At 60.5% G+C, this 19,507-nt stretch carries 15 protein-coding genes; 14 read left to right on the top strand and 1 reads right to left on the bottom strand.

Annotation, left to right across the window (positions count from 1 at the left end; translation table 11 throughout):
- Window positions 1-12: 12 nt before the first annotated feature.
- The 8 genes from ABD997_RS07325 to yciA all read left to right on the top strand — a co-directional run bounded on the left by ABD997_RS07325 (window position 13) and on the right by yciA (window position 10,511).
- On the top strand, window positions 13-1,047 hold the full coding sequence (locus tag ABD997_RS07325) for a type IV pilus twitching motility protein PilT (protein ID WP_345316363.1): 1,035 nt from the start codon (window positions 13-15) through the stop codon (window positions 1,045-1,047).
- Window positions 1,048-1,069: 22 nt separating this feature from the next.
- Window positions 1,070-2,185 carry a PilT/PilU family type 4a pilus ATPase gene (locus ABD997_RS07320; protein WP_345316362.1) on the top strand — a complete coding sequence of 372 codons (1,116 nt, stop codon included), beginning with the start codon at window positions 1,070-1,072 and terminating at the stop codon, window positions 2,183-2,185.
- 410 nt (window positions 2,186-2,595) lie between these two features.
- On the top strand, window positions 2,596-3,909 hold the full coding sequence (locus tag ABD997_RS07315; RefSeq protein WP_345316361.1) for an efflux RND transporter periplasmic adaptor subunit: 1,314 nt from the start codon (window positions 2,596-2,598) through the stop codon (window positions 3,907-3,909).
- Window positions 3,906-7,091 (top strand): efflux RND transporter permease subunit, encoded by a 3,186-nt coding sequence (locus ABD997_RS07310; RefSeq protein WP_345316360.1) that lies wholly within the window; start codon window positions 3,906-3,908, stop codon window positions 7,089-7,091. Before ABD997_RS07315 ends, ABD997_RS07310 begins: the two co-directional genes overlap by 4 nt.
- A 218-nt stretch (window positions 7,092-7,309) precedes the next feature.
- Window positions 7,310-7,912: a DUF924 family protein gene (locus ABD997_RS07305; RefSeq protein WP_345316359.1), complete on the top strand. Its 603-nt coding sequence runs from the start codon at window positions 7,310-7,312 to the stop codon at window positions 7,910-7,912.
- 217 nt (window positions 7,913-8,129) lie between these two features.
- Window positions 8,130-8,957, top strand: a complete 828-nt coding sequence (locus ABD997_RS07300; RefSeq protein WP_345316358.1) for a mechanosensitive ion channel family protein — start codon at window positions 8,130-8,132, stop codon at window positions 8,955-8,957.
- A 152-nt stretch (window positions 8,958-9,109) separates the two neighbouring features.
- Window positions 9,110-10,114, top strand: coding sequence for a low-specificity L-threonine aldolase (gene ltaE, locus ABD997_RS07295; protein WP_345316357.1), 1,005 nt, complete (start codon window positions 9,110-9,112; stop codon window positions 10,112-10,114).
- Complete coding sequence (gene yciA / locus ABD997_RS07290) at window positions 10,107-10,511, top strand: acyl-CoA thioester hydrolase YciA (RefSeq protein ID WP_345316356.1); 405 nt, start codon at window positions 10,107-10,109, stop codon at window positions 10,509-10,511. The genes ltaE and yciA overlap by 8 nt, the downstream gene beginning before the upstream one ends.
- Before the next feature lie 82 nt (window positions 10,512-10,593).
- Here yciA and ABD997_RS07285 read toward each other — a convergent pair whose 3' ends face one another.
- Window positions 10,594-11,154: a DUF4136 domain-containing protein gene (locus tag ABD997_RS07285; RefSeq protein WP_345316355.1), complete on the bottom strand. Its 561-nt coding sequence runs from the start codon at window positions 11,152-11,154 to the stop codon at window positions 10,594-10,596.
- 340 nt (window positions 11,155-11,494) lie between these two features.
- Here ABD997_RS07285 and yciH point away from each other — a divergent pair, with 340 nt between their 5' ends.
- The 6 genes from yciH to ABD997_RS07255 all read left to right on the top strand — a co-directional run bounded on the left by yciH (window position 11,495) and on the right by ABD997_RS07255 (window position 18,753).
- Window positions 11,495-11,821: a stress response translation initiation inhibitor YciH gene (yciH, locus tag ABD997_RS07280; RefSeq protein ID WP_345316354.1), complete on the top strand. Its 327-nt coding sequence runs from the start codon at window positions 11,495-11,497 to the stop codon at window positions 11,819-11,821.
- A gap of 32 nt (window positions 11,822-11,853) precedes the next feature.
- Window positions 11,854-12,417 (top strand): YqgE/AlgH family protein, encoded by a 564-nt coding sequence (locus tag ABD997_RS07275; RefSeq protein WP_345316353.1) that lies wholly within the window; start codon window positions 11,854-11,856, stop codon window positions 12,415-12,417.
- Entirely contained in the window at window positions 12,414-12,830 is a 417-nt protein-coding gene (ruvX, locus tag ABD997_RS07270) for a Holliday junction resolvase RuvX (protein WP_345316352.1), read from the top strand. The genes ABD997_RS07275 and ruvX overlap by 4 nt, the downstream gene beginning before the upstream one ends.
- An 882-nt stretch (window positions 12,831-13,712) precedes the next feature.
- Window positions 13,713-16,313: a TonB-dependent receptor gene (locus tag ABD997_RS07265; protein ID WP_345316351.1), complete on the top strand. Its 2,601-nt coding sequence runs from the start codon at window positions 13,713-13,715 to the stop codon at window positions 16,311-16,313.
- Between the two features lie 187 nt (window positions 16,314-16,500).
- A complete protein-coding gene (locus tag ABD997_RS07260; protein WP_345316350.1) occupies window positions 16,501-17,220 on the top strand; it encodes a SapC family protein in 720 nt (239 codons plus the stop codon).
- Window positions 17,221-17,229: 9 nt separating this feature from the next.
- Window positions 17,230-18,753, top strand: coding sequence for a tryptophan halogenase family protein (locus ABD997_RS07255; protein WP_345316349.1), 1,524 nt, complete (start codon window positions 17,230-17,232; stop codon window positions 18,751-18,753).
- Window positions 18,754-19,507 lie beyond the last annotated feature (754 nt).

Below are 19,507 nucleotides of genomic sequence, written 5' to 3'. Positions count from 1 at the left end.
CTCAAAAATAAAATGGAAATAACTGAATTACTCGCCTTTAGTGTAAAGCACAACGCCTCCGATCTGCACCTCTCTGCCGGGGTTCCGCCGCTGATTCGTGTCGATGGCGAAGTCCGCAAAATCAACCTGCCCTCGATGGATCACAAAGAGGTCCATTCGCTGATCTACGACATCATGAATGATAAGCAGCGTAAGGAGTACGAGGAGCACCTGGAGATCGATTTCTCCTTCGAGGTACCAGGGCTGGCCCGCTTCCGTGTTAACGCGTTCAACCAGAGCCGGGGCGCCGGTGCGGTATTTCGTACCATTCCAAGTACCGTTCTGACCATGGAACAGCTTGGGTGCCCCGATATCTTCCGCAAAATTTCCGAGTTTCCCCGCGGCCTGGTGCTGGTGACCGGCCCCACAGGCTCCGGTAAGAGTACCACGCTGGCGGCGATGGTTGATCACATCAACCAGAGTCGACACGATCATATCCTAACCATCGAAGACCCGATTGAATTTGTTCATGATTCCAAGAACTGCCTGATCAACCAGCGCGAGGTGCATCGGGACACACACAGTTTCGCTGCGGCCCTGCGCAGCGCGTTGCGGGAAGATCCGGATGTGATCCTGGTTGGGGAGATGCGGGACCTGGAAACCATTCGTCTGGCGCTCACCGCGGCGGAAACCGGGCACCTGGTTTTTGGCACCCTGCACACCACCTCGGCGGCTAAGACCATCGACCGTGTGGTAGACGTCTTCCCCGCTGGGGAGAAGGATATGGTGCGTACCATGCTGTCGGAGTCCCTGCAGGCGGTGATCTCGCAAACGCTGATCAAGAAGATCAACGGCGGCCGGGTCGCTGCCCATGAGATCATGATAGGGACGCCTGCCATCCGTAACCTGATTCGTGAAGACAAGGTGGCGCAGATGTATTCCGCCATTCAAACTGGTATGGCCTATGGGATGCAGACGCTGGATCAAAGCATTGAAAACCTGCTGAACCAAGGCCTTATCACCCGCCAGGATGCCATGAGCAAGATGAGCAAGAAGGCAGCTTTCTAACGGACCTACTTTGGATAGGAATATGGACATTCACTCCCTGCTCGACCAGATGTTGGCGCGCAATGCGTCGGATCTTTTTATTACCGTGGGCTTTCCTCCCAGCGCCAAAATTGATGGGGAGTTAACGCCCCTCTCTGAGGCGCCGCTTCAGCGGGAGGAGGTCCTGGCCCTGGTGGAATCGGTGATGACCGAGGAGAAACGGGCCAGCTACCACCGGCACAAAGAGGCCAACTTTGGTTTCGCTGGCGAGCGTTCCGATGCCCGTTTCCGGGTCTCCGCTTTCTGGCAACGGGATAATCCCGGGATGGTGCTTCGCTCCATCACTACGGAGATCCCGACCATGGAGTCGCTGCAGCTGCCGGAGGTGATGAAAGAGATTTGTATGGCAAAACGAGGATTGGTGATTCTGGTCGGAGCCACAGGCACCGGCAAGTCCACCTCCCTGGCGGCCATGGTGGGGCATCGCAACCGCAATCAGCGTGGCCACATCCTCACCATCGAGGATCCCATCGAGTTCGTCCATCAACATGAGCAGAGCATCGTGACCCAGCGGGAAGTGGGGATCGATACGGAAAGCTTCGATGAAGCGCTCAAAAGTGCCCTGCGGCAGGCACCGGATGTGATCCTGCTTGGGGAGATCCGCTCCCGGGAAACCATGGAGTTTGCCCTCTCCTTCGCGGAAACCGGACACCTCTGCATGGCGACCCTGCATGCCAACAACGCCAATCAGGCGCTTGAGCGGATTATGCACTTGATGCCCAAGGAGAAGCATCAACAGCTGAAGTTCGATCTCTCCCTCAACCTCAAGGCGGTGATGGCGCAGCAGTTGGTCCCCCGGCGGGATGGCAAGGGCCGCCGGGTTGCCATCGAGGTGCTGCTCAACACCCCCAGGGTGGCGGATATCATCGCCAAGGGTGAATTGCATCATCTGAAGGAGACTATGGCTAACAGCAGGGAGCAGGGGATGCAGACCTTCGACCAGGCGCTGTATGAACTTTACCAGCAGGACATCATCAGCTTTGCCGATGCCCTTCATCATGCGGACTCACCCAATGACCTTCGCCTGATGATCAAGCTATCCCAGTCGGGCAATACCGCGTCCGGTTACCTGGACGGGATCACCATAGATCTCGACTGAAGCGGGGCCTGACGCTCGGTCGGGAGGCGTCGTCCAGCAATCCATGCTGCAGTCGACAATCTGAAAGCGCCGCCGGGAATCCCAGGCGGCGCTTTTTTATGCGCATTCATCGTCTTCCTAATCGGTTTTATCTCGGTTTGATGCCATGGTTTGGAGGGGCACTTTCGTCACTCAGCGAGCGGCGCAGTGGCGGGGGGCGTTGCCGCTGGGCCACCCTGGCTTAATTGGATGAGGTGGGGTGTGAGCCAGGCCAAAAAATTGGCAGATAGCGGGGAGACGTAGAGGGGTTTTGCCGTTTTGGGCGCGGTGGGCAGGAACTAAACCCCTTAGAATGCGCGTCATTTGTTTCGGGGCTTAGAACACCGGACGCCCCCCCAAACTGGACTGGATAGATAACTGCAATGAGATCGATGCCCTCCAAACGCGGTTTCGCTTATGGCCTGTTGGCCGGCACCCTGGTTTTGCTGCTGGCGGTGATGTTACGCCCCTCGGCACCGACGGTACAGCGCGCCGCTCCGGCCAAAGTGGTGCAGGTGGTCCCCTTGGAGCAACGGGTTATGACACCCGAGGTCCAGGCTTTTGGCCGGGTTAAGCCCAAGCGGGTTTGGCAGGCGGTGGCTGAGCTGGGAGGCGAGGTGCAGGATCGTCACCCGCAGCTTGAGACCGGACGCCTACTCAGAGCAGGCACCCGTCTGCTTACCATCGATCCCCTGGAGTACCAGCTGTACCTGGCGCAGGCTCGCGCGGACCATAATGCCGCCCAGGCCCAACTGACCCGGTTGGAGCAAAGTGCCGTTAACCTTGATGACACCCTGGCCCTGGAGCAGCGCCGCTTGGCTCTTGCGGAGGCGGAGCTGGCCCGGAAACAGCGTTTGCATGAACAGGGGCTGGCTTCGCAATCCGAGCTCGACAACCAGCAACAGAGTGCCTTGAGCCAGCGCAAGCTGGTGCAGGAGCTGGAAAACCAGCGTCGTTTGCTGCCTGACGACCGCCGGGTAGCCCAGGCACAACTGAAGGTGGCCGAGGCAGCCCTGGCGGATGCCAAGCGTCGCCTGGCCCAGACCGAGATAACCCTCCCGTTCGATGGCCGTATTGCCGTTGTCGACGTGGAGGAGGGCCAGGTGGTCACACCCAATACGGTGATGCTGGAGGCTCATGGCATCGATGAGATGGAGGTCGAGGTGGCGGTGGCCCAGCACGATCTGCGCCTGTTGCTGCCGAGCGAGCGCCAGGGTGACAGTCTGCTGGGCCTAAGTGCGACCGTCACCCTCGCCACCGCCGGTGAGACGCTCAACTGGCGGGCGACGCCAACCCGGATCCGCGCGTCGGCGGATCCCAGTCGTGCCACCGTTGGGGTAGTGCTGGAGGTGCATCAGCCGGATGCTTATCTGGACGGTGCCACTCAGCCGCCGCTGATCGATGGGTTGTTTGTCGAGGCGCGCCTGCAAGGGCGCGAACGGTGGGTTTGGTCCGTGCCCCAGCGGGCGTTGCGGGGAGAGCAACTCTACCTGATGGACGGGGAGGACCGCCTGGAGATCCTGCCGGTGCAGGTGCTGTTTCGACAGGGTGACCGGGTGGCGATCGTCGCCCGAAGCGGGGAGCCCCTCGAGTCGGGCCTGCGGGTGGTGCTCAATGATCTTATCCCTGCCGTGGCGGGGATGGAACTGAGAGTAGAGGAGGGGACGACAACCCCAGATGCGTCATCGCCGGAGCCGGTTTTATGATCCGCTTTTTCGTTCGCCACCCTACCGCGGCGAACCTGTTGATGGCGCTGTTGTTGCTGGTGGGCCTGATGAGCCTGGGCCAGATAAAGCGCGAAACCTTCCCGGAGTTTAAATTCAACACCATCGCCGCCAGCATCGTGTATCCCGGTGCCACCGCGCTGCAGGCGGAGCAGAACCTCTGCCTGCGGATGGAGGATGCGGTGGATGGCCTCTCGGATGTGCGGGAAAGCCACTGCCAGGCCAGCGAGGGGGCGGCCAGCCTGCGCCTCAAGATGGAGGACCGGGCCGATATGACCCGCTCGCTCATCGATGTGCAGACCCGGATCCGGGCCATCAAGGACTTTCCCAGTGAGATCGAGCCCCCGGTGGTGGAGCAGCTGGAGTTCACCGAGCCGGTGGTGGACGTGGCGATCAGCGCCGATCTTCCCCTGCCTCAGCTCAAGGCCTATGCCGAGGAGCTCAAGCGCCGGCTCAAGGTGGATGGTGGGGTGGCCCTGGTCGATGTGGCGGGTTTCTCCAATCACCTGCTGCGGGTCGAGCTGACCGAGTCTGCATTGCGGCGCCACGGCCTGTCTGTCGGCGAGGTGGCCCAAGCGGTACGCCGGCAGAATGTGATGATGCCGGCGGGGAACCTGGAAACGGCGGACCGCAACCTGATGCTCCGCTTCGATGAACGCCGCACCACCGCCGACTCCCTGCGCCAAATGGTGGTGGCCTCATCCGCCGAGGGGGGCCAGGTGCGCCTGGGGGAGATCGCCACCATCACGGACACCTTTGAGCTGGAGGAAGCCAAGACCCTATTTGACGGTAAGCCCGCTGCGGTGCTGAAGATCAGCAAGAACCGGGAGGAGGATGCCATGCGGGTGAAGGCGCGGGTGAGTGACTTCATCGCTGCCGAGCGGCTCAGGGCCCCGGAGGGGATCACCCTGGTGCTCTCCAATGATCTCTCCTCCTTGGTGCGGGATCGCCTGACCATGATGGTGGAGAACGGCCTGCAGGGGATAGTGCTGGTCTTCCTGGTGATGTGGCTGTTTTTCTCCCTGCGCTACTCCTTCTGGGTAGCGGCGGGGTTACCGGTGGCCTTCCTCGGTGGCCTCTACCTGATGTCTTTGCTGGGGCTCTCTATCAACATCATGTCACTGGTGGCGCTGCTGATGGCAATCGGGATCCTGATGGATGATGCCATTGTGATTGCCGAGTCCATTGCCGCCCACCTGGAGCAGGGGGTGCCGGTAGAGCAGGCGACCGTGGATGGGGTCAAGAGGGTGTTGCCTGGGGTGCTCTCCAGCTACTTCACCACCATCTGCATCTTTGGCGGCATGTTGTTCCTGGATGGCCAGATGGGGGCTGTACTGGGGGATGTGCCCCGGGTGCTGCTGCTGGTGCTCTCAATCTCCCTACTGGAAGCCTTCCTGATCCTGCCGGCTCACCTGGCCCACTCCCTGCGTCCCGCGAACCGCTCCGCCGCTGGGGCCCGCCGTGTGGCTCCCAAGCGCTGGCGCCTCTGGGTACCCATGGGCAGGCATTGGCAGGCGCTGCAACAGCGGGCAGTGACCTTCAAACTGAACTTTAATGCCGCCTTCGATCACTTTCGCCGGGCACGGCTGGTGCCGGCGGTACGCTGGGCGGTGGCTCGCCGCTACGGGTTTGTCGGCAGTATTTTGGGTCTGCTGCTGGCCTCTATTGCCCTGGTGGCGGGGGGGGCGGTCAAATTTACCGGATTCCCCGAACTTGACGGTGATGTCGCGGAGGCGCGGGTGATCATGCCCCCCGGGGCGCCCCTGCACCGTACCGAGGCGGTGGTAGCCGAGCTCAGCGCAGCCGCGGGGCGGGTGGCCGAGCGCTACAGTGCCAACGTCGAGGGCGGCGAGTCACTGATCCGCCACCGGGCGGAGCAGTTTAACTTCAATATGGACGCCGGCGAGAGCGGCCCCCATGTGGCCACGGTGCGGCTGGATTTGCTGGGCTCCGACCGTCGAAACAGCCGGATCGAGGATTTCCTGGCAGATTGGCGTGATGAGGTGGGGGAGCTGCCGGAACCGATCTCCCTGGTGTTCAGCCAGCCGATGCATGGCCCGAGCGGGCGCGCCATCGAACTGCGTTTGCGCGGGGATGACCTGGATCAGCTAAAGGCGGTCTCCCTGGAAGTTCAGCACTACCTGGGCCAGTTCCAGGGGGTGCACAACCTGCTGGATGATACCCGGCCGGGCAAGGAGGAACTGCTGGTACGGCTTCGCCCCGGTGCCCACAGCCTGGGGGTTAACGGTCAGTTGATCGCCGACCAACTGCGCAGCGCCTATTACGGCAGTTTGGCGGATGAGATCCAGCTTGGGCCGGAGAACTTGCGGGTAATGGTGCAGCTGGACCGCAGCGAAGCGGCGGATCTCAACCGCCTGGCCCGTTTCCCGGTCACCCTGGCGGATGGCCAACAGGTGCCGCTGACCAGTGTTGCCGAGATCAGCTGGCACCGCGGCTATGTGCGGATCCAGCGTTACGATGGCCTGCGTTCGGTGACGATGATGGGCAGTGTAGATCAGCGCCTGGCCAACGGCGCGGAGATCCGTCGCCAGTTGCTGTCCGAGAAGGTGCCGGAGCTGCAGGCTCGCTACCCCGGGGTGCGCTTTGGTGTCGAGGGAGCCGCTCGCAATAACCAAGAGACCGGCAATTCCATGATGCGCGGGTTCCTGATCGGCCTGTTCGGGATCTTCGCCATCCTCAGCGTGCAGTTTCGCAGTTACCGGGAGCCGGTGGTGGTGATGGTCGCCATTCCCCTGGCGCTGATCGGGGTGCTCTGGGGCCACTGGTTGACCGGTTACGACCTCTCCATGCCCTCCATCATGGGCTTTATCTCTCTGGCGGGGGTGGTGGTGAACGACGCCATCTTGCTGGTGCAGTATATTCGCCATCACCTGACCGAGGGGCGACCGGTGCTCGAGGCGGTGGTGGATGCCAGTCGGGACAGGTTTAGGGCGGTGTTCCTGACCTCACTGACCACGGCGGTTGGGCTGCTGCCTCTGCTGCTTGAACCAAGCCTGCAGGCCCAGGTGGTGAAGCCGATGGTGGTGGCGATCGTCTTTGGGATCCTGGCATCGACCCTCCTGGTGCTCTTTATGATCCCCTGTGCCTACGCCATCCTGGCGGACCGGGGTTGGCTCAGGGCCACTGAGCCCGCCGCAACCTGATGTTCCAAGCCCGCACTGAGCGGGCTTTTTCTTCAATAACGGGGATCTCTTTGTGCGTTCACACCGCGGTTGCCTTGTCGGTACCGGCCAACACTTCCGGGGGCCGACGCCACAAGGGGGACTCCATGTTCGCTCGCTTCCTGTCGCCTTTCTTTTAAGCTGCCTGGTTTTGAGCAACACTCATTGCTTGGAGAGGCGGAAGTAAGGGGAGTTGCGAGATGAATAAAGATGATGTTCTGGATTACTGGTTCGGTGAACTGGATGCTGACGGGCTGCCGACATCCTCACGGGAGAAGCTCTGGTTCGGTGCCAGCCCGGCAATGGATGCCGAGATCCGCGAACGGTTCGCGGCGCTGCACCAACAGGCTGCCGACGGAGAGCTTGAGCACTGGACTGAGACCCCATTGGGACGGCTGGCGTTGATCCTGCTGCTGGACCAGTTCAGCCGCAACCTGTTTCGTGGTCAGGCGCAGGCGTTTGCCTACGATGAGAAGGCGTTGGCGCTCTGCAAAGAGGGGATAAAAAAGGAGGAGGATCGGCAGCTGGCCGTCGCCCATCGACTCTTTTTCTACATGCCGCTGCAGCATTCGGAGCAGTTGGAGGTGCAACGCCTCGGCGAACGTTTGCTTGCCCAGTGGCAGGCGAGCCTCAGTGGCGCAGCGCGGGACCGGGTGGCCGAGGGGCTGCGCTTCCAGCAGGCTCATCTGGAGATCATCGACAGTTTCGGGCGTTTTCCCCATCGTAACGCCGCATTGGGCAGAGAGAGCAGTGAGGATGAGGCGCGTTACCTGGCCAAGAACGCTCCGCGCTTCGGTCAGTAATACGCCTCGTAAAGTACCAATAGGCCTCCCTGGCTTTTCGCCAGGGGCTCTCTCCTCGCTGACACTCTGCTCAGGCGTTAATACGGGTGCGAGCTGGTAATAAAGTTGGCCTGTTTGTAATGTTATAAAAAATCGCAAACTACTCTAATATAAAGCTAACTTTATCGCAGTTGCCCTCGGGCAGCCTGCCGCTGTGCGAACCCGTCAGGAGGGGTAAATGGAAAGAATGGAAGTGTGGATGGAGAAGGCGCCGGACCTGGTGCTGGTGTACGGCACCCGCATCTTGCTGGCCCTGGTGATCTTCATTATTGGTCGCTGGGTCGCCAAGGGGATCGCCACCATGACCCGCAAGGTGCTGAGCGGCCGCGGGGTCGATCCCACCGTAGTTGGCTTTATCGGCAACATTGTCAGCGCCCTGATCACCCTGATCACCCTGATAGCGGTATTGGGCCAGTTGGGGGTACAGACCGCCTCCCTGGTGGCAGTGATCGGTGCCGCCGGTCTCGCGGTGGGCCTGGCTCTCCAGGGCTCCTTGTCCAATTTCGCCTCCGGTGTGCTGCTTATCGCATTTCGTCCCTGCAAGGCAGGGGACTATATCGAGGCGGCAGGGACCGCCGGCACCGTGGAGGAGATCTCCATCTTCTCCACGACTTTGGTCACCCCGGATAACAAGACCATCATCGCACCCAACTCCGCCATCTTGGACGGGGTTATCGTGAACTACAGCGCCAAGAGCACCCGTCGCATCGATATGGTGATCGGCGTCTCCTACGGTGCGGACCTGCGCCAGACCCGGGAGGTGATCCTGTCGGTAATCAATGAAAACCCGGCGGTACTTCAGGAGCCGGCCCCCACCATTGAGGTATCGGAGTTGGCCGCCTCATCGGTGAACTTCGTCGTTCGTCCCTGGGTGCGCAAGGAGGATTTCTGGCCAACCCGTTTTGCCCTGACCCGTGACATTAAGTTTGCGCTGGACCAGGCAGGCATCGGGATCCCTTTCCCGCAGATGGATCTGCACGTCAAAGCGTTACCCAAGTCCGAGTAGCCTCGGTCCTGTATTTCCTAACCCGCCGTCTGGCGGGTTAATTTTTTACTGTCGGTGCAGTGGTAGTAAATGCCCAGGTGTGATGGTTGTCACATCTTGGTGGTGTCCTTTTGCTACTCTATCGCCCATTTTCCTTCCTTTGGCAGGACCCTATGTTTGATTTTCGTTCCGATACTCTCACCCAGCCGACCGAAGCGATGCGAACGGCGATGGCGCAGGCCCCCGTGGGCGATGACGTCTACGGTGAGGACCCGACCGTTAACGCCCTGGAGGCCCAGGTGGCGGAATTAACCGGCTTTGAAGCGGCACTCTTTACCTCGTCCGGTACCCAGGCCAACCTGTTGGCGTTGATGGCTCACTGCGAGCGTGGCGACGAGTACCTCTGCGGTCAGCAGGCGCATAACTACAAGTTCGAGGGGGGCGGGGCAGCGGTGCTGGGCTCGATCCAACCCCAACCGATCGAGAACGAAGCGGATGGCAGCCTCTGCCTGGAAAAACTGGCGGCGGCGATCAAGCCGGACGATGTGCATTTCGCACGAACCCGGCTGCTGAGCCTGGAAAACACCATCGGTGGACAGGTACTGTCGCTGGATTACCTGGCCCGGGCACAGGCGTTCGCCTTCGAACGGGGCTTGAAGCTGCACCTGGACGGCGCTCGGGTGATGAACGCGGCGATCGCCCAGGGGGTCGAGGTGGCCACCATTGCCCAGCACTTTGACTCTTTGAGCCTCTGCCTCTCCAAGGGGCTGTGCGCGCCGGTGGGCTCCCTGCTGATCGGTGATGAAGCGCTGATCCGCAAGGCCCGTCGCTGGCGCAAGGTGCTCGGTGGTGGCATGCGACAGGCCGGGATCCTGGCAGCCGCCGGCCAGGTGGCGTTGACGCAGCAGGTGGAGCGGCTCGAAGAGGACCACGCCAATGCCCGTTTGCTTGCCGAGGGGCTCAGTGGCATTGCGGGCATTGAGGTGACGGCACAGCACACTAACATGGTGTTTGCTAACTTTTTGATAGAGGACACCGTGGCCCTGATGGGGCAGTTGGAGGGTGAAGGGCTGCGGCTCGGCATCAACCGGCACCAACCCAGTCGTCTGGTGATCCACAAAGATATTGATCGTTCCGGGATAGATAAATTGTTGGAGGCGTTGAACCGTTATGTCTAAGGATAAAGTGGTAAAAACCGAGCCCTCGGGCGAACTGATGCTTCGAACCCTGGCGATGCCGGCGGACACCAACGCCAACGGGGATATATTTGGCGGCTGGATCATGTCGCAGATGGATCTTGCCGGGGGCCTGATGGCCAAGCAGATCAGCCAGGGGCGGATCTGTACCGTGGCCGTGGATGGGATGACCTTCTATCGGCCCGTTGCGGTGGGAAATGCGGTGTGCGTCTACGGCAGTTTCGAAAAACGGGGCCACACATCGATGAGGCTACGGCTCGAAGTGTGGGTGCGCCCGATGCTGGAGGACCTCAGTGAACACTACTGCGTCACCGAAGCGGTCTATACCTATGTGGCGATCGACGATCATGGGCATCCCCGCCCCTTGCCGCCGGCTTGATTAAGCACCTGATTGGCTTGGTTTAAGAATGCAAAACGCCCGGCATAGTTGCCGGGCGTTTCTATTGGGGAGGCGTCCCCGCTTACTTTTCCGGGGGGAACTGGAGCAGGATCCCGTTCACTATAGTGTTGACCTGTTCGGTACGCTCCTCCGGGCTTTGACGCTGTTTGACGGTATCGGTACCGCTGCCGCGCCAGACCAGGCTCTTGCTTTGGGCATCCACCAGGTCCACCAGAATGGTGCCTTCCTGATACTCCCGCACCCGGGTGTCGGTCTGGATGGGGGTGTAGAGAGGGTAGCGGCCGTAGTAGTAGGGGTGATAGCCGAAATTGGAGTAGAAGGTATCGATGTTGATCTTCTTTTCTATTTTCGTCAGGTAGTTCACCAGCAGGTCCGCCTCCGTGACGCTCACCTGTTGCAGCCCCTTGGCGTTGAGCTCCTGGGTGATGGCGCTACGAATGCGCTGATCCATCAGACCATCGGTATGATATTGCTTACCATCCTCCAGGTCGGCAGGCTCAATCCAGGCCCAGGTCCGGTAACTGGAAAAATTGGTGTCCGTGTCGAAGTCGGCATTGGTGCGGACGCTGGCGCAGCCTGCGATGAGTAATCCCAACGCCGCGATAAAGAGTTTTTTCATCATGTTATTACCTGCCTTTTTTCCTGCTACTTAAGAGCATAGACCGCGAAGCCGCCTCTTTTGTTTCCCAGGGCCTCGGCCATGGCGAATGAAGCCAATACGATGACGGTATCAAAGCAGCCCCATCATCACACCGCAACCCTTTTCCTTTTCCCACTGACGTTTTGAACAGCTTGGATTCAAGCTCGGGCCAGAGTCGCGCGGGTGGGCGTTGAGCGGAGCTTGGCTGCCGAATTCGGACAGCGTTGATGGCGTCTCGGTAAGGCCCGACCGTCTTATCGGGGGGACCGGCGCACCGGGGAATTTGGTACAATGGCCCTAATGAACAATCCGCAGACAGAGGATGCGCGTGAAAGATTCTCAACTGGTATACAGCACCGATGGGGGACGGATCCGGCCCGAGGCGGCTGCAGAGGTCGTTCCCGAGGGCGATGGGGTGGTTCGGATCCGGATGGAGCGAAAAGGGCGCAAAGGAAAAGGCGCCATGGTGATCACCGGTTTGGCCCTCGATGCCCCCGCGCTTAAAACCCTGGCGGCCGAGCTTAAGAAGAAGCTGGGTTGCGGTGGGTCCGTTAAGGGGTTTGATATCGAGATCCAGGGCGATGACCGAGCCAAGGTTCAGGGGCTCCTGGAGCAGAAGGGTTACCGGGTCAAGCTCGCTGGAGGCTAGCAAAATGGCACCATGCCATGTCGGAGGGGATTATGAAAAGTCTTGAACATCATCTGCTGATCGCGATGCCGTCACTGAAGGATCCCTACTTCACCCGCTCGGTCACCTACCTATGCGAACACAGTGACGAGGGGGCCATGGGGCTGATCATCAACCGGCCCGTGGATGTCACCCTGGATGATCTGCTGCGGCAGATGTCGGTCAAGGAGTCGGACTTCGTGCTGCCTCCCGGCGTGGCTAACCAGGTATTGATGGGGGGGCCGATCAAACCGGATCGCGGGTTTGTTCTGCACAGCGCTATGGAGGGGCTGAGTTCCAGTCACCCGCTGCCGGAGGGGCTGATGTTGACCACCTCCAAGGATGTGTTGGCGACCCTGGGCAGCGATAGGGCACCTCGACATGCCCTGGTTGCGCTGGGGTATGCCGGTTGGGATGCGGGCCAGCTGGAGCAGGAGCTGGCGGAGAACGCCTGGTTGACCATACCAGCGGATCCCGATCTGCTCTTTAACGTACCGCACGACCAGCGCTGGGAGCTGGCGACCCGTCGTCTTGGCGTCGATGTGTGGCAGATCTCATCGGATGTAGGGCACTCATGAGCACAGTTTTAGGGTTTGATTTCGGTACTAAGAGCATCGGGGTGGCGGTGGGGCAGACGGTGACAGGCACCGCCCGCCCGCTCAAAGGGATCAAGGCGCAGGACGGGATCCCAAATTGGGAGGATATTGCTCGGCTGATCCAGGAGTGGCAACCGGACAAGCTGGTGGTGGGCCTGCCGCTGAACATGGACGGTACCGAGCAGCATGTCACCCGGGCAGCGCGTAAGTTTGCCAACCGGCTCCATGGCCGCTTCGGGCTGGAGACCGTGACCGTGGATGAGCGTCTCACCACCACAGATGCCCGCGCCCGCCTGTTTGAGCAGGGGGGATATCGCGCCCTCTCCAAGGGGGCGGTAGACGCCCAGTCGGCGGCGGTGATCATCGAAAGCTATTTCGAATCGCTGTACGGATAGGGGGAGCCCGGTTCGTCCTTGACGCAGTGTGCTCAGGGGCGCCGGCATCAGTCCAGGGAGATAGGAAAAGGTGCGGTTCGATAGAAAGGAGGCCGTGGCTTCTAAATCGCCGGTCCTTACTATGCTCCAGGTTTGCATACGCCAAGAAGCCCTGGCTCTTAGGATCTAGGAACCAGATCTTAGTTCCTAGTCCCTAGTACCTCAGTGCGCCTCGCCCCACTGCGCCCAGTCATCTTCAACGCAGGTGGGGGCAGCACAATTCGCAACAGTGATTTAGGTTCCTGGCATCGCCAGAGTCCGGCCATACCTGCCCCGCGCTCCATTCCTCCAGCATCACCGCCGGCAACAATTTCGTCCATCACTGATCTCGTATCGCAATATTTACATTGGGGTTAACAGGGAGACGGTGCACCCGGACGCGCGGTGGCGGTGCGCCTGCGAAGCCTTGGGGGCGCAACCGAGTTCATTTCTTGCAAAACCGTTACCCGCTTTCATTCGGATTATCTCGCGCTGGCACCTTGTGTAACTCATGCAGTGATGTACGAGACATTTATTCTTGGTAATTCCGAAACCTCGGTGAGATCGCCGCATCGCACCTGGGGGTGAAAATTTCCTACTTTCATTTGAGGCCCCTCTGTCCGCCGGGTTTTGGCGCAAATATAAGCAAATTCGTCGGTTACCCCCGCAGCGGGAAAACCACGCTCTCCTCCTCCTTGTGCGAAAAAAACACCTAAGCGCATGATTCTGAGACGTTAAAAATCTGTGTGAAAAAATGGATCTTTTTGATGGCGTTGTGTAATTTATGTTCCATCCATGACAACGCTGTCATTTGCCATGGAACCGAAGTGACAGACGATAACAAGCACAAGGAAGGGGAAATTGATGGCCTCAGTAACATTCAAACACCACCTGTTGGCGAGCTCCATCGCCGTCGCATTGGGGGCCACCACGCCGGTCATGGCGGAAGAGGTGGACACCAGCAACGTTGAAACTATCGAAGTGCGCGGCCTGCGTGCTTCCCAGCAAGCCAACCTGAATGAAAAACGCTTTTCCAACAGCGTGGTGGATGTCATCACCGCCGAGGACGTGGGCAAGTTCCCGGACCGCAACGTGGCCGAGTCGCTGCAGCGGATCCCCGGTGTGACCATCCAGCGCCAGTTTGGTGAAGGGGCCTCGGTTTCCATCCGTGGTGCTGGCGATGACCTGACCCTGACTACCCTCAACGGTCAGAACGTGGCCTCCACCGGCTGGTTCGTACTGGAGCCCGCCAAGCGTTCCTTTAACTACGAGCTGCTGCCCTCCGAGATTGTCGGCGCCCTCGAGGTGTACAAGAGCGCCCAGGCAGACCTGCTGGAAGGCGGCATCGGTGGCACCGTGGTGGTGAACACCCGCAAACCGCTCGACCTCGACAAGTACTCCTTCTTTGGTTCCGTGAACGGTCTCTACCAGTCCGACTCCGAGGAGTGGGATCCCCAGGCCTCCGTTCTGGGCAGCTGGAAGAACGACAAAGAGACCTTCGGCTTCATGATCGGCGGTGTGTTCCAGGAGCGCAGCCTGCAGCGTCAGGGCAACGAAGCGTTCTGGGAGTGGGGTGCCGGTCCGGTGGCTTTCGAACAGGACCGTGAGCGTTCCACTGTTAGCGCGACCCTGCAGTGGGCCCCGACCGACCGTTGGAACATCGTCCTGAACTACATCGACATGAAGATGGAGGCCAACAACACCAACTACGCGCTGTGGTTGACGCAGGCCGACACCTCCTGGTCCGGCAACTGGGATGAGACCTCCTGGCTGGGCGGCTGCGGTCTCTGTGGTGGCGATGCCCCGGGTGAAGGTTCCGGTACTCAGATCGCCGGCCCGCTGAACTTGGCCTACTACCAGGCCCGGCCCCGGGAAGCGACCATGAACTCCGACGTGATCGACCTGACCCTGGAGTACATGGCGGATAACTACAGCGTCAAGGTGCAGCTTGGCGATACCACCTCCACCGGTGGTACCGACTTTGAGATGGTGGTGGATGACGGCTCCGGCGGCTTTGCCCTGACCGACGCCCGTTACGACTTCACCGGCGGCAAACAGACCTGGGACCTGGGTGATTTCGACATGGGCAGCTACGACCCGGGCAGCCTGGCGATGGGCACCGGTGCCAACTTCAACCGCACCCCCAAGACCGATGACGAAACCTATGGCCAGATCGATTTCACCGTACCGGTGGAGTTTGGTGCCCTCACCGAGCTGAAGTTCGGTGCCCGCTACGCCCAGCACGAAACCACCAGCCGTCGCTTTGACTTCATCCAGGATGAGAGCTTCAACACCGTCATCGATACCGCCTCCGTCAATGCGGGCCTGATCGAAGCCGGTGCCGGTGACTACGAGTTCCTCAAGGTTAACCCGGATGCGCTCAAGGCCTGGGCCCGCTCCAGCATCATCGGCGAACAGGAAGATCTCTCCTCCTACTCCGAGATTCAGGAGGACAACTACGCCCTCTACGCTATGGCAAGCTACGATGCCGACGGCCTGCGCGGTAACTTCGGCCTGCGCTTCGTCGGCACCGATGCCACCTCTGTCTACTACAACGACGGCAAGAAAACCGAGGCCGACGCGGATTACACCGAGGTCCTGCCCAGCTTCAACGCCGCCTACAACGTGTCCGCTGATGTCATCCTGCGTTTCTCCGCTGCCCGGGTGATGGCCCGTCCCCAGTACGTCGACATGTACGTCAACCCCCAGGTGACCGGTGCCAACGATGGTGTGCCCAATAACCAGTTCTGGATCGTCGGTAATGTCGGCCTCAAGCCCTTTATCGCCAACCAGTACGATCTGGGTCTGGAGTGGTACTTCACCGACAGCTCCCTGCTCTCCGCCACCTACTTCCGCAAGGATGTGTCCAACTTCGTGACCATTACCGAGTCCGGCCCGTTTGAGAACGGTGAGGGCGGGGTCGACTTCGGTGGCGCTCTGGATCCCGATGAGATCCTCTGGACCGTTCAGCAGAAGGACAATGGTCCCTCCGCAGAGATCAACGGGGTGGAACTGCAGTACCAGCAGGACTTCGATAACGGCCTGGGCGCCATCGTCAACTACACCTACACCGATACCGAAACCGGTGAAGATGTGTTTGCCGACGGCAACCCCTTCCTCTCCAACAGCTCCAAGCACAGCTACAACGTGACGGGCTACTACGAGAACGACTGGTTCGAGGTGCGCCTCTCCTACGCCTGGCGTGATGAGTACATGATCCGCGAGTCCGGTGCCTACGGTAACCGTCTGCACGACGACTACGGCACCCTGGATCTCTCTGCCCGCTGGCGGGTCACCGACTTCTTCGATATCACCCTGGACGGGGTCAACCTGACCGAGGAGAGCTCCAAGCAGTTCGGTAACAATGCATTCCAGACCGATCGCAGCGCTTTTGCTAACGGTTTCCCGGCCTTCGAGTATGAAATGGCTCGGATGGTCACCCTGGGTGCCGCCTTCCGTTTCTAAGCGGTCGTAAACTGAGCAAAAAGGGGGCTATGCCCCCTTTTTTCTGTTCAGCAATGCCGGTACTTTAGAACCCTTGCCTAAGCGGGATAGGGCAACCCCCTCTCTTCGTGCTGGCCAATACCGGAGGGATCCGGCCGTTCTCGGTCGAGCCTGAACGGTTCATACAGAATAACAATGGAGTCACAGGATGACCGCAGCCATCGTACCCCTGCAGAAAAGCAAGCACGCCAATACCAAGATCAAGATGGACCCGACCTTCGCCCACGTGAAGGAGCAGCATATCGCACCCGTGGTGGTGCATGAGTTTGTTCAGGCCGCGGCCGAATTCCCCATCATCTTCGTCAAGAACAGCGAAAACGGCCAGTTCCAGGCGGTGGTGATGATGGGCCTCAAGCCCGGAGAAAACCTGTTTGTTGGAGAGCGCTGGAACGGGATCTACATCCCGGCCTCCGTGGGCCACTACCCGCTGATGCTGGTGCCGGACATGCAGCAGTCCGATAACCTGATCATGGCGATCAACGAGAGCAGCACCCTGGTGGGTGACAGCGAAGGGGAAGCCCTGTTTAACGACGAGGGCGAACTGACCGCCTTCGCCGAGCAGCGTCGGGAGAAGCTGGGCCAGTACGTGGAGTCAGACCAGCTGACCCGGGGCTTCGCGGCGGAACTGGCCAAGCGGGACCTGCTAATGACCCGCCCCCTGAATATCCGTGTCAACGGCCAGGAGATCAGCCTCAACGGTGTCTACATGGTGGATGAGAAGAAGCTCAACGAGCTGGATGATGAGCAGTTTGCCGATCTGCGTAAGCGCGGCATGCTGGGCCCCATCTACACCCACCTGGGCTCCCTGCAGCAGGTCAATCGACTGGCTTACATGAAAGCCCGGCAGGACGCGCAAGACGCCGAATAAGGATTGGCCATGACCGGACGGATCCGCGACGTGGTGGTGGTCGGCGGCGGAACCGCCGGCTGGCTTGCTGCCTGTCATATGGCGAGGAAGCACCAGGGGCACCTGAGGGTGACCCTGGTGGAGTCGCCCCAGATCGCCACCATCGGCGTGGGGGAGGGCACCGTCCCCACCCTGCGTCGAACCCTCCATCATCTCGGCATCAGCGAAACTGAGCTGCTGCGCGAGTGCGATGCCACCTTCAAACAGGGGATCCGCTTCCAGCAGTGGCGAAAGCCCCGCGATGGCCAGCCCCATCACTACTACCACCCCTTCGATTATCCCCGCCTTGATCACGATGCCACCGCCCGCTGGCTGGCTAAGGGCAGGCCCGGCAGCTATGCCGACTGGGTCGGGGTGCAGGCTAGCCTGTGCGAACAGGGGCTGGGTCCCAAGACCATGGTGCACCCGGAGTTTGAGGGGGCGGCGCACTACGCCTATCACCTGGACGCTGCTAAGTTTTCCGCCTTGCTAACCCGGCACGGGACCGAGCGCCTGGGGGTGAAGCACAAACAGGCGGAGGTAACCGAGGTGATCACCGACGGTGGGGAGAATATTCTCTCCCTGGTGACCAGCGAGGGTCCCATCAGGGGGGATCTCTACATCGATTGCAGTGGCTTCGCGGCTCGGTTGATTGGGGATGCGCTGGGGGTACCCTGGTGCGACCGGGGCGATACCCTGCTGGTGGATCGGGCCCTGGCGATCCAGGTGCCCTACGACGACCCGGATGCGCCCATCCCCTGTCATACCCTCTCCACGGCGATGGAGGCGGGCTGGATCTGGGACATCGGTCTGACCGGCCGCCGTGGCGTGGGCCATGTCTTCGCCAGCCGCTACCTGAGTGATGCCGACGCGGAGCGGCAGTTGAGGGCGTACCTGGGGCCGGTGGCGGAGGGGATCCCCTGTCGCACCATCGAGATGAAGGTGGGGTACCGGGCCCAGGCGTGGCGGGGCAACTGTGTGGCCATCGGCCTCTCCGGCGGTTTTGTCGAACCCCTAGAAGCCACCGGACTGCTGCTGTTTGACCTGCTCTCAAGGATGCTGGCGGAGCAGTTGCCGATGGATGGGGAGGCAATGGCCACCGCAGCGCCGAGGTTCAATGCCCGGGTGGTACATGCCTGGGAGCGGGTGATCGACTTCATCAAGCTTCACTACGTGCTGTCCGACCGGGATGATTCCAACTTCTGGCGTGACAACCGGGACCCGGCCAGCTGGTCGGAACGCCTGAAGGCGGATCTGGCCCATTGGCGCCATACCCTGCCGGCGGCCTATGACTTCGCCAGCACGCTGGAGGTGTTCAACTTGGAGAACTACCTCTATGTGCTTTACGGCATGGAGTTTGATACGCGGGTCGATCCTGAGCGACTGGAAGAGGGGGTCGAGGCGAGCCGGGCGGCAGAGCGCCTGGAGGCCCAGCGGCAGCAGGCCGGCGAGCGGTTGCTCCCCCATCGGACGCTGCTGGAGAAGATCCGCCGTCACGGCCTGCAGCGGATCTGATTTGCCCGCTTGAACCTAAAGGGCCCCACGCCAAGCGTGGGGCCCTTTTTTGACCGTGTCAGAGTTCAGTGTTGTTGCCATTAACCTCTAACTAGACCGTCAAATTCACAGGACGCCGCTTTGCCGGGTTGCCTGCAACAACAAAAGCGGCTCTGCCCCTCCTTCTCTTCATAAAGCGCGGCCCTTTGCCTCCGGTCGTCGCTTATCCTCACTCTCACCGCTTGAGCCTGCGGCACTGGCGCGAGTCGACTTTGACGCTATGCTATCCCTGCTTCGCGGCAAAGCCCGGCTTCGGCTTCCTGCCTGCGCGTTCAAGCATTTGGCTTTCACCCTGTCTTCACGCACCACTTCGGCTTTATCGCTGCGCAGTCCCTGCTGCGCGCTAAAGTCCAGCTTCGGCATCCTGCCTTCGCGTTCAAACCTTGGGTTTTCACCCTGGCCTCAGGCCTTGTCCTAAGTGGCTCCGTTCGGGCGTTCTGCCATGCAGGAAGCATAAATGCCGAGCGTGCAGGGATGCACTGGAGCGGCCTAGTCGGCCATAAGCGGCGGGACACTTCAATCTGTGCTCAATACTAATCCAGTAAATCAGTTAGTGCTTTTTTGATGCCGGTTCATCAGCTCCTTTAGGCCTGGGGATCCGGCTCTTAGGACCTAGATGTAATCTTTCAGGAGGTTGTTCACTCCCGTGCGAGTCGGAATACTGTTGGTCGACCAAAACTAACAGCCGACCCACAAAGGAGTGAACATGGCGCAG

Origin of the sequence: Ferrimonas gelatinilytica (assembly GCF_039544205.1) — a bacterium.
Taxonomy (GTDB): Bacteria; Pseudomonadota; Gammaproteobacteria; order Enterobacterales; family Shewanellaceae; genus Ferrimonas; species Ferrimonas gelatinilytica.
The sequence above is the reverse complement of the archived record's forward strand: the minus strand, read 5'-3'. Positions and strand labels throughout refer to the sequence as shown.

Excerpts from the sequence above, each read along its gene's own strand:
- ABD997_RS07325 (WP_345316363.1), top strand. The coding sequence starts at position 13 with ATGGAAATAACTGAATTACTCGCCTTTAGTGTAAAGCACAACGCCTCC.
- ABD997_RS07320 (WP_345316362.1), top strand. The coding sequence starts at position 1,070 with ATGGACATTCACTCCCTGCTCGACCAGATGTTGGCGCGCAATGCGTCG.
- ABD997_RS07315 (WP_345316361.1), top strand. The coding sequence starts at position 2,596 with ATGCCCTCCAAACGCGGTTTCGCTTATGGCCTGTTGGCCGGCACCCTG.
- ABD997_RS07310 (WP_345316360.1), top strand. The coding sequence starts at position 3,906 with ATGATCCGCTTTTTCGTTCGCCACCCTACCGCGGCGAACCTGTTGATG.
- ABD997_RS07305 (WP_345316359.1), top strand. The coding sequence starts at position 7,310 with ATGAATAAAGATGATGTTCTGGATTACTGGTTCGGTGAACTGGATGCT.
- ABD997_RS07300 (WP_345316358.1), top strand. The coding sequence starts at position 8,130 with ATGGAAAGAATGGAAGTGTGGATGGAGAAGGCGCCGGACCTGGTGCTG.
- ltaE (WP_345316357.1), top strand. The coding sequence starts at position 9,110 with ATGTTTGATTTTCGTTCCGATACTCTCACCCAGCCGACCGAAGCGATG.
- yciA (WP_345316356.1), top strand. The coding sequence starts at position 10,107 with ATGTCTAAGGATAAAGTGGTAAAAACCGAGCCCTCGGGCGAACTGATG.
- ABD997_RS07285 (WP_345316355.1), bottom strand. The coding sequence starts at position 11,154 with ATGATGAAAAAACTCTTTATCGCGGCGTTGGGATTACTCATCGCAGGC.
- yciH (WP_345316354.1), top strand. The coding sequence starts at position 11,495 with ATGCGCGTGAAAGATTCTCAACTGGTATACAGCACCGATGGGGGACGG.
- ABD997_RS07275 (WP_345316353.1), top strand. The coding sequence starts at position 11,854 with ATGAAAAGTCTTGAACATCATCTGCTGATCGCGATGCCGTCACTGAAG.
- ruvX (WP_345316352.1), top strand. The coding sequence starts at position 12,414 with ATGAGCACAGTTTTAGGGTTTGATTTCGGTACTAAGAGCATCGGGGTG.
- ABD997_RS07265 (WP_345316351.1), top strand. The coding sequence starts at position 13,713 with ATGGCCTCAGTAACATTCAAACACCACCTGTTGGCGAGCTCCATCGCC.
- ABD997_RS07260 (WP_345316350.1), top strand. The coding sequence starts at position 16,501 with ATGACCGCAGCCATCGTACCCCTGCAGAAAAGCAAGCACGCCAATACC.
- ABD997_RS07255 (WP_345316349.1), top strand. The coding sequence starts at position 17,230 with ATGACCGGACGGATCCGCGACGTGGTGGTGGTCGGCGGCGGAACCGCC.